We start from the raw sequence: 12,378 nt of genomic DNA, 5'->3' as shown, positions 1-12,378 counted from the left end.
GTCTCTCCCCCTCTGTCATCGGTGCCTGAGAGATTCACGCCGCCCTCGTGCGGGCCTCGCTTTCACCGTGGGCGAGCCGGTCGCACCGACTGCTTTCCAGAGCGGCCTGGCCGGTGCGGTGTGGTGACCTGAGAGTTTGGCGGGGAGGCTTGCTCCGTCGGTGCCGGTTCGGTGTACCGGCTCTCCCGCATGGCGTGTGGCCCGATGTTCGATTGTGGGCCCCATCGTACGCGCGGCGAGGCCCCGCTGTCCGCATCGGCGTGCCGCGGGCACGAGCGCACCGCGCCTGCGGACGTGGCTAGGCCTCCGCAGCGGAGCCGCGCGGACCCAGCACGAGCGCCGTCAGGTCGGTCGCTGTCGCGACCACGTGCCCCGGGTGCTCGGCGGCGAGGTCGGCGTCCTCACCGGCGCCCCAGGCCACCGCGACCGCAGCCATCCCGGCGTTGCGCGCCGCGCGGACGTCCACCACGGCGTCCCCCACATATGCGGCGGCGGCGGTGTCGCCGCCGAGGGCCGCCACCGCCTTCCACAGCGGCTCGGGCTCGGGTTTGAAGGACGTCACGTCGTCGCCGGTGACGAGCAACGGGACGCGCTCGGCCAGACCGGCGCAGGCCATGCCCAACTCGGCGGCCGGTCGCCTCTTGGACGTCGCCACTCCGGTGCGGACCCCGGCCGCGGACAGGTCGGCGAGCATTCCGAGGATTCCCGGGTAGGCCCGCACATACCGAGCGGTGTTGGCGATGTTCCAGCGTGTGTACACGTCGACCATCTCGTCGGCGCGCCCGGGGAGGATACGGCCGAAGACGATCCGCAGCCCTGTTCCGATCCAGCTCCGGACCTCCGTCACGTCGTCCCACGGATGCCCGAGGATCTCGCGGAAGGTGTGCTGGTAGGAGTCGATGATGAGGTCCACGCTGTCCAGGAGCGTCCCGTCGAGGTCGAAGACGACGGTCGGCCAGCGCGGTGTACCCATGGTGCCAAGCCTAAGCGCGGAGGCGCTGGTCAGTTCCTCGTGCCGATGACATACTCCGAACGTGCATGCCTACGACACCGTCGAGCTGATCCGCCTCAAACGCGACGGGGGCAGGTTCACCGCCGATCAGGCACGCTGGCTCATCGCCGCGTACACGACCGGCGAGATCGCGGACGAGCAGATGTCGGCCCTCGCGATGGCCGTCTTCTTCACCGGCATGGCCGATGAGGAACTGGCCGCGTGGACCCAGGCGATCATCGACTCCGGCGAGCGACTGGACTTCTCGCGACTCGGCCGGCCCACCGCCGACAAGCACTCCACCGGAGGGGTCGGCGACAAGATCACCCTGCCGCTGGCACCGCTCGTCGCGGCGTGCGGCGTCGCCGTCCCTCAGCTTTCCGGTCGCGGCCTCGGCCACACCGGCGGCACGCTGGACAAACTGGAGTCGATCCCCGGCTGGCGGGCGTCCCTCACCAATGCCGAGATGTACGCCCAGCTCGAATCGGTGGGTGCGGTGATCTGCGCGGCGGGCTCGGGGCTCGCGCCCGCCGACAAGAAGCTGTACGCCCTGCGCGATGTGACGGGCACGGTCGAGTCGATCCCGCTCATCGCCTCGTCGATCATGGGCAAGAAGATCGCCGAGGGCACCGGGGCCCTGGTCCTCGATGTGAAGACCGGTTCGGGAGCGTTCATGAAGGAGGAGGAGTCGGCCCGCAGGCTCGCCGAGACGATGGTTCGTCTCGGCACCGCCGCCGGGGTGACCACGGTGGCGCTGCTCACCGACATGGACACCCCGCTCGGCCGCACGGCCGGCAATGCGCTCGAGGTCGGCGAAGCCGTCGAGGTGCTCGCGGGGGGCGGCCCCGCCGACGTCGTCGAGCTCACCCTCGCCCTGGCCCGCGAGATGGTGCAGGCCGCGGGTGTCGACGCCGATCCCGCCGACGTCCTGGCGTCGGGCCGGGCGATGGACGCCTGGCGGCGGATGATCGCCGCGCAGGGCGGCGATCCTGCGGCCCCGCTTCCTGTGGCGCGTCACCAGCAGGTGCTCACCGCGACGTCGAAGGGGACGATCACCCGCATCGACGCCTGGGAGGTCGGCCTGGCCGCCTGGCGTCTGGGTGCCGGACGCGCCCGCAAGGAGGATCCGGTGCAGGCGGCCGCGGGCGTGGAACTGCACGTGTCGGTCGGTGACACCGTCCGCGCCGGGCAGCCGCTGCTCACGCTGCACACCGACACGCCGGACCGCATGGCCCGCGGCGAAGAGGCGGCCAGGCGGGCCATCACGATCGGCGGCACGGGGACTCGACGGCCTCTCATCCTCGACCGGATCTCCTGACCGGTTCGTCGCGGAACGCGCTCCGTCCGGCCGCCGGACGCTTCGGATCGCCGAGTCCTGACCCGCGACCGCGAGCACGCGTCTCGCCGCGGTAGGTGAGTCGGCCGGTCCACGCTCCGGTCGCACCACCGCTCGGATCGACGGCGCGGTCCACGCCGACCGCCAGGTTGCGAGGCCTACGAGGCCGGGTCGTCGCAGCGGCGCGGGCTGACCGCCAGGTTGCACGGGCTATGCGGCCCCCGATCGGCGTGGTATGCCTCACAAGGTGGCGGCCACCTCCCACCGGTCAGGTCACCGGGCCGGAATGCCTCACAACCTGGCGGTCAGCGCGGCACCCTGTGGCACGGAGAGCAGCAAGCGAGCGGCGCGGGCCGACCACGCAGCACCGGCACAGTGGGTCCCGTGGCCCTGTGGTCCGGGAGTGTCGGCGGCGCTCGAACTCTGAACGCTTTCGGCGCTCGAAAAGTGAACGGTTGCGGGCAGTCTAGCTAGGTGTCTCGTCGGTGGTCGTGCGGAGGCTGGGGAGGCTGTCGATGCCGCGAGCGCGGACAGGACCAGCCCCCGCCGAGCCGCACCTGTGGTCCTGTGGTCCGGGAGGTCGGTGCCGTGAGCGTGGACGGGACTGGCCCCCGCCGAGCTTGCGAGGCGGGTGGTTGCGAACGGCACCGTTCCCCGGACCACAGGACCGAACCAGACCGGACCACAGAACCTGACCACAGGACCGAACCAGACCCGACCACAGAACCTGACCGCGCAGCAGGGACCCCCGGGCCACAGGACCAGTGGAGCTGGGCGATCCGAAGGGTCAGCGCTCGAGCAGACCCCAGGTGTACGCGTCGAACAGAGCCTCGCACGATGCCTCGATGACATTGGTGCCGACGCCGACGGTCGTCCAGGTGCGGTTGCCGTCGGTGGTGTCGATGAGCGTCCGGACGATGGCCCCCGTCCCGTGGGACGACTCCAGGATGCGCACCCGGTAGTCGATGAGCTCGAAGTCGTTGACCTGCGGGAACGTGGCCGCCAGCGATGAGCGCAACGCCACGTCGAGAGCGTTCAGCGGCCCGTTGCCCTCGCCGACGAGCTTGGTGACACTGTCGCCCGCGCGCACCTTGAGTGTCGCCTCGGAGTTGTCGCCGTCGGCCGACGGCGCGTGCTGTGTGAGCACCCGCCACTGCTCGACCTCGAAATCCGGCTTCGCCAGACCGAGATGCTCGCGCAACAGGAGTTCGAAGCTCGCGTCGGCGGATTCGTACGAGTACCCGTCCATCTCGCGCTGCTTGACCAGATCGGTCACCTCGGCGGCGAGCGTCCGGTCCGACAGGTCGTAGCCGAGTTCGCCGCCCTTGAGCTGGATGTTCGCCCGGCCGGCCATGTCCGAGACGAGCATCCTCATGTCGTTGCCGACGGACTGCGGGTCGGTGTGCTGATACAGGTTCGCGTCCACCTTGATCGCCGACGCGTGCAGGCCCGCCTTGTGGGCGAAGGCCGAATGCCCGACGTACGGGGCACGGGCGCTGATCGGGATGTTCGTGACGGCCGCGATGGCGTTGGCGATGCGGGTGGCCTCCGCGAGCCGCTCCGGGGCGACGACGTCCCAGCCCAGCTTCAGTTGCAGGTTGGCCATGATCTGGATGATGTCGGCGTTGCCGGTGCGCTCGCCGTGGCCGTTCACGGTGCCCTGCACATGCGTCACACCGGCCTCGACGGCGGCGAGGGTGTTGGCCACCGCGCAGCCGGTGTCGTTGTGGCAATGGACGCCGAGCTCGACGCCGATCGATCCCGCCGCCGACACGATGTCACCCATCCTGCCCGGCAGCATCCCACCGTTCGTGTCGCACAGGACCACGACCTCCGCGCCGGCCTCCGCGGCGGTGCGGACAACCTCCAGCGCATAGGCGGCATTGGCCTTGTACCCGTCGAAGAAGTGTTCGCAGTCGACGAACACCCGGCGCCCCTCGGCCACGAGGAACGACACCGTGTCCCGGACCATCTCGATGTTCTCGGCCAGCGTCGTCTGGAGCGCGCGGAACACGTGCTCGTCGTGGCTCTTCGCGACGAGGCACACGGTGCTCGTCCGGGCGTCCAGCAGTGCGCGGACCAGGGGATCGGAAGCCGCGCTGCCACCCGCCTTGCGCGTCGCCCCGAACGCGACGAGGGTCGCGTTGTCCAGCCTGAGGTCCCCGGCCGCCGCGGCGGCGAAGAAGGCTGTGTCGTTCGGATTGGCCCCCGGCCAGCCCCCCTCGATGAATCCGACGCCCAGTTCGTCGAGGAGCCCGGCGATTCGGAGCTTGTCCGCCACGGTGAGCCGCAGACCCTCCTGCTGCGCACCGTCGCGCAGAGTGGTGTCGAAGACCTGGAAGCTGTCAGGAGCAACGGGTTGAGCGTTCATTGGCCTACCTGTCTGGGAATGTGACCTGGGCAGTCTGCCCGGCGACCATCCCGGGACGCAAGCTTCTCATGGTGCGAGACCAACAGTCCCGCACCATGAGCCGAGGAACGCTCAGACGACCTTGGTGAGCCAGCCGTGGGTGTCGGGACGCCGCCCGTACTGCACGTCGGTCAGGTAGGTGCGAATGGCGAGTGTGTGGTCGATCGAGCCGGTCCCCACCGCCCAGGTGTGCTCCTCGTCGCGGAAGCTCCCGATCGGTGTCAGCACCGCGGCGGTGCCGCAGGCGAAGGTCTCCACGATGTGTCCGCTCGCGAGCCCGTCGAACAACTCGGCGAGTTCGATCTTCCGCTCGACGGGGGTCAGCCCGAGTTCCGTCGCCGCCACGAGGATCGAGTCGCGCGTCACGCCCTCCAGGATCGAGCCCGACAACTCGGGGGTCAGCAACTGCCCGTCGGCGGTGACCAGGAAGAGGTTCATGCCGCCCAGTTCTTCCAGCAGCGAACCGCTCGCGGCGTCCGCGAACAGCACCTGGCTGCACCCGTGGGCATATCCCTCCTGCTGCGCGATGAGGCCCGAAGCGTAGTTGCCGCCGCACTTCGCCGCACCGGTGCCGCCGGCACCGGCCCTGGAGTACGTCGTGGTCACCCAGATGTCGACAGGCTCGACGGCACCGGTGGCGAAGTACGGGCCGACCGGCGACGCGATGACGCGATAGGTGACCTCCTGGGCGGGATGGACGCCGAGGAACGCCTCGGAGGCGTACATGAACGGGCGCAGGTAGAGGCTGTACTCGCCGGCGGCGGCCGACGGGACCCAGCGCTCGTCGATCTCGACGAGCGCGGTCACCGAGGAGACGAAGTCGGCGGCAGGCAGGATCGGGAGCATCAGTCTGGCCGCGGATCGCTCGAACCGCTCGGCGTTCTTCTCGGGCCGGAACAGCCACACCGAGCCGTCCTCGTGCCGGTACGCCTTGAGCCCCTCGAAGATCTCCTGCCCGTAGTGCAGGACGGCGGCGTGCGGCTGGAGCGTCACGGGCCCGTAGGGCTCCACGACGGCGTCCTGCCAGCCCGCGTCGTGCGTCCACTCGGCCGTGACCATGTGGTCGGTGAAGTGAACGCCGAACCCCGGATCGGCGAGGATCTCCTGCAGCCGTGCAGGAGTCGCCGGGGCGGGATTACGGGTGAGCGCGAAGTCGAAGGCCATGAGCCGAACGTTACCGCGCGAAGCCCGGCGGGCCTGGGCGTTTCGCCGTGAGACGGGCGTCTCATTCTCGCTCCGCTCGATAGGGTGCCCGCGTGTCTGCCGCAGCCAAGTCCCCCGTCCTTGCCGTCGTCCCTGGTGACGGAATCGGCCCCGAGGTCACAGCCGAAGCCGTGAAAGTGCTCCGGACGGTCCTCGGCGAGGGCTTCACCGAGGTGTCCTACGACCTCGGCGCCGAGCGTTGGCTGCGCACCGGCGAGGTGCTGCCCGACAGCGTCCTGGAGGAGCTGGCCGCCGCCGACGCGATCCTGCTCGGCGCCGTCGGCGCCGCCCCCGGCAGCACGCAGATCCCCTCCGGCCTGTTGGAGCGCGGACTGCTGCTCAAGCTGCGATTCGCCTTCGACCACTACGTGAACCTGCGCCCGTCCGTGTACTACCCCGGCACGGCGACGCCGCTGTCCGCCGAGGTCACCGGGGCGGGCCCGATCGACTTCGTCGTGGTGCGCGAGGGTACCGAGGGCCTCTACTGCGGTGTCGGCGGGGCCGTCCGCGTGGACACCCCGCACGAGATCGCGACCGAGGTGTCGGTCAACACTGCCCACGGCGTCGCGCGGGTCGTCGCGGACGCCTACGAACGGGCCGCGGCCCGTCGCGGCCGGCTGACTCTTGTGCACAAGCACAACGTCCTCACCAGTGCCGGCAGTCTGTGGCGACGCCAGTTCGCCCGGATCGGCGAGGCATACCCGCAGGTCGAGACCGACTACCTTCACGTGGACGCCGCCACCATCGCCTTCGTGCAGGATCCGCAGCGCTTCGACGTCCTCGTCACCGACAACCTGTTCGGCGACATCCTCACCGACCTCGCCGCCGCCGTGACGGGAGGAATCGGCCTCGCCGCGAGCGCGAACATCAATCCCGAACGGGCCTACCCGTCGATGTTCGAGCCCGTCCACGGATCGGCCCCGGACATCGCGGGCAGGCAGCTCGCGGACCCGACGGCCGCGATCCTGTCCACGGCGATGCTGCTGGACCACTGGGGAGAGCCGGCGGCCGCGGCCCGCATCCGCGACGCCGTGTCGGTCGACATCGCCGAGCGGACCGGTCGCCGCAGCACGGCGGCGGTGGGCGACGCCATCGCCGCGCGCCTGGCCTGAGCCCGCTCAGCGCGCCCGCCGCTCACGCACGACGGCCGTCGTCCGTCGCCGGCCGGTCCGACCGCGGTAACGCCGCAGGAGATAGTCCAGCAGTCCCCATGCGGCCAGGACCGAGTGGATGAGGACGACGCACAGCAGCGCCCCGAGGGCCACGGCGAAGAGGGCGTTCAGCGGCCCCGTCCCGCCCGTCAACGCGATGTTCCCGCCGATGAGAGCGAAGCTGCCCACCAGCGTCCCGAGGACGAGCCCGGCATGGATCGCCACATGGCTCGGTACCGAACGCGGCCAGCGCGCCTCCCGGGCCAGCCGTTCGAAGAACCCGCGCGGCGCCACCGCTCTCCGTACCGGCCACGGAATCTGCAGATCGGGCCCGACGTGGCGGTCGATCCTGCCGACCAGGTTCCGCCCTCGTCGCCACTGGGTGCCGTCGACGTCCGCGGTCCGGCCGTCGCGACGCACCAGGACACGCACATCGCCATCGCCCACGAGGCAGCCGGCGACATCCGCCCAGGCGAATGTCTGACGGGTCGTGCGGTCGGCGACGGTGATCCCGGCGTCCCCGGCGAGGATGCGGGTGTCGTACTGATCGCCGCAGCCGAAGGCTCGCAGCAGCCGATCCCCCACCACCGCGGGCTCCGCCGGCTCCGCGGCGAACGGCACCGGCACCGCCCGCAGGTCGGCGTCGCCGGGCATTCCCAGGTACAGCCCGTCCCGGAACGCGCGGGCTGCGGCCCGGACGTCGGGCGGGGGCGGCCTGAGGGGACGTCCCGCGCCCAGGACATGCCGCTCCGCGGCGGCCCAGGCGCGGCCGGCCGGCCGGAGTTCCTCCTGCGCGCCGTGGTCGCCGGGGAGGACCGGCCCGTCGCAGAGCTCGTCGAGCGCGGAGAGGAGCGCGTGGGCGGCCGGAACCGCGAACGGGCCCGGAGCGGTGACCGAGACACCGACGAGCACGTCGGCTCCCAGGGGCTCCAGCAGCGGCCGGGTGTCGTAGGCCGTCCACGAGTCGGTCGGGACGGCCCGTTCCACCCCGGCGGCCAGGAGTCGCATCATCTGCCGGGTCGGGATCGAGTCGGGCAGGACGGCCGCTCCCAGCACCTCGGCCTGGTCGCCGACGAAGGCACCGGCGGGCGTGACGGGAACGGCTGCGGGGATCTGGGACCGCCCCTGCCCCGGGGGAAGGCCGAGGCGAAGCCCGGCAGGCGGTGTCCCCTCGATGCACAGCACCGCGTCGGACGCGCCGAACCGCGATGCGGCGAGGGCCCGGAGATCGGCCGGGGTGACCGTCGCGAGGCCGAACTCGGGAAACCCGACGAGCCCGAACCCGCCGGCGCCGAAGATCCAGCGGAGCGCCAGCCCGAAGGCGTCGGCGGACGGCCGTTGCGTCGCCTCGGCGACGATCCGCTCCGCGATCTGCGACGCGCCGTCGCCGGGGTCGCGCAGGACGTCGGAGATCCGCGACAGCCCGGCGACCACCGCCTCGGCGGGACCGGTGATGTCGAACGAGGTCCACAGGGCGGTGAGCGACCCGGTGATGTCCAGGCCCGGTAGCTCCGCCGACCGCACCACCGCCTCTGCTGCGAGGCGTGTCCAGCCGAGCCGAGGCAGTGCCTCGTCGGCGATGCCGCTGCGGAACCGCAGCGAGGCGGTCACGCCGGGCAGGCCGGAGTCGCTCCAGAACGCGGGCACGCCATCGACCTCCGTGCGGTGCACGCGGGGGCCTCCTGCCCCCCCGCTGCCCGCCGGATCCCGGTGCCCCGAGCCCGACATCCCGCTCTCCCGCCGTCCGTGTGCTTCGCCTGAACCGCACGCTCCACGGGAATCCTAGTGCGCCGGTCTCAATCCGCCGGCTCCTCGTCGTGCCGGCTCCACACACGTCGCCGGATCCCGTGGACACGCCCGGTGACCCACCAGGTGACCTCGATGAGCACGGCCGCAGCGACCCCGACGAGGGTTCCGATGAGCATGGCCTGCGGGTGGGAGGTGTCCAGCAGGAACACCCGTTGCGCCAGGGGCAGCGTGAAGATCAGGACGTACATCGCCACGGACGCGACCAGCAGGGCCACCTTCCATGGCCGCAGCGGGCGGGCGACCACGCACAGCAGCCACGACGCGGCGATGATGAGGGAGGCCAGCGCCGCGGTGCTCGTCCGCGGCGCCGTCTCTGCGAGGAGTCGGGACGTCGCGAGGTACGTGGACATCGCCGCGATCGCGATGATCACCCCGGCCGGCAGTGCGAGGCGTAGCACGCGTCCGACGAAGCCCGGGCGGGCGCGTTCGGCGGTGGGGGCCAGGGAGAGGACGAAGGCGGGGATCCCGATCGTGAACCAGCCGGTGATCGTCACGTGGATCGGCTGGAACGGATGCTGCATCTGCGCCGCGATCACGAACAGGGCCAGCAGCACCGAGTAGATGGTCTTCGTCAGGAACAGGTTCGCGACTCGCTCGATGTTGCCGATCACCCGGCGCCCCTCGGCGACGACGTGCGGGAGGGTCGCGAACCGGTCGTCGAGCAGGACGATCTGAGCGACCGATCGGCTCGCCGCGGATCCCGATCCCATTGCGACGCCGAGGTCGGCGTCCTTCAGGGCCAGGACATCGTTGACGCCGTCTCCGGTCATCGCCACCGTGTGGCCCGCCTCCTGGAGGGACGACACCATGGCACGCTTCTGCTGCGGTGTGACGCGGCCGAAGACCCGATGCTCCTCGACGGCGACGCCCAGGCCGGGCCCCGCCTCCACGGGCAGGGCGCGCGCGTCCACGGCCGACCCGGCGACGCCGACGGACCGGGCGACCGCGGCGACCGAGGGTGCCGCGTCGCCCGAGATCACCATGATCCGGATTCCCTGATCGGCGAAGAACTGCAGGGTGTCGCGGGCGTCGGGGCGGACGCGCTGGGCGAGCACGACGAGTCCCTGCGGTGCGACCGCGCCCGGCGCGGCCGGGTCGTCCATCGGGAGGCTCGAGGTGCCCAGCAGGAGGACGCGCAGCCCCTGCTCCGCGAGCTCGGTCGCGGTCGTTGCCGCGGGTGTCCCCTCGGCCAGCACCTCCGGCGCGCCGAGAACCCAGTCGCCCTGCCCGGCGAACGTGACGCCGGACCACTTCCGGGCCGACGTGAACGGCGCCCGGGCCAGCACCGGCCACGGGACGGCGGGCGCTCCGATGCTGTCCCCGATCGCCCGCAGGCTGGCGTTGGGGGTCGGGTCCGCGACATACAGGTTGGCCAGGGCCGCCCGCAACGTCGCCTCCTCGGTCGCGCCGACCGGCCGTACGTCGGCCAGGTCCATGCCCGCCGCCGTGAGAGTCCCGGTCTTGTCGGCGCACACGACGTCCACGCGGGCGAGCCCCTCGATGGCCGGGAGCTCCTGGACCAGGCAGTTGCGCCGGCCGAGCCTGACGACCCCGATCGCGAACGCCACCGAGGTGAGCAGCACGAGCCCCTCGGGGACCATCGGGACGATCGCACCCGCCATGCCCAGGACCGCCGAGCGCCAGTCACGGTGATGGGCCAGTTGCGTCCAGATGATGCCGAGACCGACCGGCACGATGAGCCAGGTGATGATCCGCAGGATCTGGTTGATTCCCTGCCGCAGCTCGGAGTGCACGAGGGTGAACCGGGACGCCTCGGCGGCCAGCCGGGCCGCGTACGACTCGGCCCCGACCCGCGTGGCCCGGTAGGCGCCCGACCCGGAAACCACGAAGCTGCCGGACTGAACCATGTCGCCGACATCCTTGGCGACCGGGTCCGACTCCCCGGTGAGCAGGGACTCGTCGATCTCCAGGTACGACTCCTCGACGACCTCGCCGTCGACCACGATCTGGTCGCCCGGGCCGATCTCGACGAGATCGTCCAGCACGAGCCTGTCCCGCGGCAGGTCGGCCGTCCCCTCCGCACGACGGATGCGCGGCTTGGCCTCTCCCACCACGGCCAGGCTGTCGAGCGTCCGCTTCGCGCGCACTTCCTGGACGATGCCGACGGCCGAGTTGACGATGATGAGCAGCCCGAACGCCGCGTTGATCCACGACCCCGTGGACAGGACGAACACGAGCAGCACGGCCAGCAGCGCGTTGATCCGCGTGAAGACGTTGGCCCGGACGATGTCCCGCACGCTGCGTCCGCTGCGGGGCGGCAGCTTGTTGTGGCGTCCGTCGGCGAACCGCTCAGCCACCTCCTCGGCCGTGAGACCGGTCAGACGAGGCACGGCGGGCACCTCTTCAGAATGCCACATCGCCGGACACGACCGTCCCCGCCCCGGAATCGGGACGGGGACGGCGGTGCGGCAGGAGACGGACGGCTCAGCGGGCCGCCGTTCCCTCCACGTAGTCGGTGTCGTGCCCCTTGACCCACGACATCAGCTTGCGCAGCTCGCGGCCGGTGGCCTCGATGGGATGCTGCTCCTCGGCGGCACGGAACGCGGTGAACTCGGGAGCACCCGCGTCCTGGTCGGCGATGAACCGCTGGGCGAACGCCCCGCTGCGGATGTCGGCGAGGACCTCGCGCATGTGCTGCTTGGTGGCGTCGTCCACGATGCGCGGACCCGAGACGTAGTCGCCGTACTCGGCGGTGTCGGAGATGCTCCACCGCATCTTCGCGATGCCGCCCTCGTAGATGAGGTCGACGATCAGCTTCATCTCGTGCAGGCACTCGAAGTAGGCGATCTCCGGCTGGAACCCCGCCTCGACGAGGGTCTGGAAGCCGCTCTGGATGAGCTTCGAGAGCCCCCCGCAGAGAACGGCCTGCTCACCGAACAGGTCGGACTCGGTCTCCTCGGTGAACGTCGTCTCGATGCCGCCGGCCCGCAGCCCGCCGATGGCCTTCGCATACGCGAGGGTCAGCGGCCACGCGGAGCCCGTGGCGTCCTTCTCGACGGCGACGAGCACCGGGACGCCGCGCCCGTCGACGTACTCGCGACGGACGAGGTGGCCGGGACCCTTCGGCGCGACCATGCAGACGTCGACCCCGTCGGGGACCTCGATGTAGCCGAACCGGATGTTGAAGCCGTGGGCGAAGAACAGCGCGTCGCCCGGCTGCAGGTGCGGCAGGATGCTCTCGGCGTACACGTGGCGCTGCACCTGATCGGGGGTCAGGATCATGATGAGGTCGGCCTCCTGGACCGCCTCGGCCACCGGGACGACCCGCAGCCCCTCGGCCTCGGCCTTGGCGATGCTCTTCGAGCCCTCCTTCAGCCCCACCCGGACGTCGACGCCGGAGTCGCGCAGGGACAGCGCGTGCGCATGCCCCTGGCTGCCGTAGCCGATCACGGCCACGCTGCGGCCCTGGATGACGGACAGATCGGCGTCGTCGTCGTAGTACATCTTTGCCATTGCT

General features: G+C 71.2%; 8 protein-coding genes and 2 riboswitches. Of the genes, 2 read left to right on the top strand and 6 right to left on the bottom strand.

What is annotated here, in order from left to right:
* Positions 1-2 precede the first annotated feature (2 nt).
* Positions 3-106, bottom strand: a riboswitch (glycine riboswitch).
* A riboswitch (glycine riboswitch) is annotated at positions 107-198 on the bottom strand.
* 100 nt (positions 199-298) lie between these two features.
* On the bottom strand, positions 299-973 hold the full coding sequence (locus G555_RS0106740; RefSeq protein ID WP_028708291.1) for an HAD family hydrolase: 675 nt from the start codon (positions 971-973) through the stop codon (positions 299-301).
* Between the two features lie 61 nt (positions 974-1,034).
* Between G555_RS0106740 and G555_RS0106735 the strand changes: the two genes are divergently transcribed.
* Positions 1,035-2,309: a thymidine phosphorylase gene (locus G555_RS0106735; RefSeq protein WP_028708290.1), complete on the top strand. Its 1,275-nt coding sequence runs from the start codon at positions 1,035-1,037 to the stop codon at positions 2,307-2,309.
* An 805-nt stretch (positions 2,310-3,114) separates the two neighbouring features.
* Here the strand turns inward: G555_RS0106735 and cimA are convergent.
* Positions 3,115-4,698, bottom strand: a complete 1,584-nt coding sequence (gene cimA / locus G555_RS0106730) for a citramalate synthase (RefSeq protein ID WP_028708289.1) — start codon at positions 4,696-4,698, stop codon at positions 3,115-3,117.
* A gap of 111 nt (positions 4,699-4,809) precedes the next feature.
* On the bottom strand, positions 4,810-5,901 hold the full coding sequence (locus G555_RS0106725; protein WP_028708288.1) for a branched-chain amino acid aminotransferase: 1,092 nt from the start codon (positions 5,899-5,901) through the stop codon (positions 4,810-4,812).
* A 92-nt stretch (positions 5,902-5,993) separates the two neighbouring features.
* On the opposite strand from G555_RS0106725, the gene G555_RS0106720 reads away from it, so the two are divergent.
* The gene (locus G555_RS0106720) at positions 5,994-7,052 is read left to right on the top strand and encodes a 3-isopropylmalate dehydrogenase (RefSeq protein ID WP_028708287.1); all 1,059 of its coding nucleotides are present in this window, start codon (positions 5,994-5,996) and stop codon (positions 7,050-7,052) included.
* 6 nt (positions 7,053-7,058) lie between these two features.
* On the opposite strand, the gene G555_RS0106715 is transcribed toward G555_RS0106720, so the two are convergent.
* From G555_RS0106715 to ilvC, 3 genes are all read right to left on the bottom strand, one after another.
* Entirely contained in the window at positions 7,059-8,762 is a 1,704-nt protein-coding gene (locus G555_RS0106715) for a hypothetical protein (RefSeq protein ID WP_028708286.1), read from the bottom strand.
* 125 nt (positions 8,763-8,887) lie between these two features.
* Positions 8,888-11,251 (bottom strand): HAD-IC family P-type ATPase, encoded by a 2,364-nt coding sequence (locus G555_RS0106710; protein WP_245581214.1) that lies wholly within the window; start codon positions 11,249-11,251, stop codon positions 8,888-8,890.
* Between the two features lie 94 nt (positions 11,252-11,345).
* Positions 11,346-12,374 carry a ketol-acid reductoisomerase gene (ilvC, locus tag G555_RS0106705; RefSeq protein ID WP_028708284.1) on the bottom strand — a complete coding sequence of 343 codons (1,029 nt, stop codon included), beginning with the start codon at positions 12,372-12,374 and terminating at the stop codon, positions 11,346-11,348.
* Between the last annotated feature and the right edge of the window lie 4 nt (positions 12,375-12,378).

Source organism: Propionicicella superfundia DSM 22317, from assembly GCF_000423465.1.
GTDB lineage: Bacteria > Actinomycetota > Actinomycetes > Propionibacteriales > Propionibacteriaceae > Propionicicella > Propionicicella superfundia.
The sequence above is the reverse complement of the archived record's forward strand: the minus strand, read 5'-3'. Positions and strand labels throughout refer to the sequence as shown.

Excerpts from the sequence above, each read along its gene's own strand:
- G555_RS0106740 (WP_028708291.1), bottom strand. The coding sequence starts at position 973 with ATGGGTACACCGCGCTGGCCGACCGTCGTCTTCGACCTCGACGGGACG.
- cimA (WP_028708289.1), bottom strand. The coding sequence starts at position 4,698 with ATGAACGCTCAACCCGTTGCTCCTGACAGCTTCCAGGTCTTCGACACC.
- G555_RS0106725 (WP_028708288.1), bottom strand. The coding sequence starts at position 5,901 with ATGGCCTTCGACTTCGCGCTCACCCGTAATCCCGCCCCGGCGACTCCT.
- ilvC (WP_028708284.1), bottom strand. The coding sequence starts at position 12,374 with ATGGCAAAGATGTACTACGACGACGACGCCGATCTGTCCGTCATCCAG.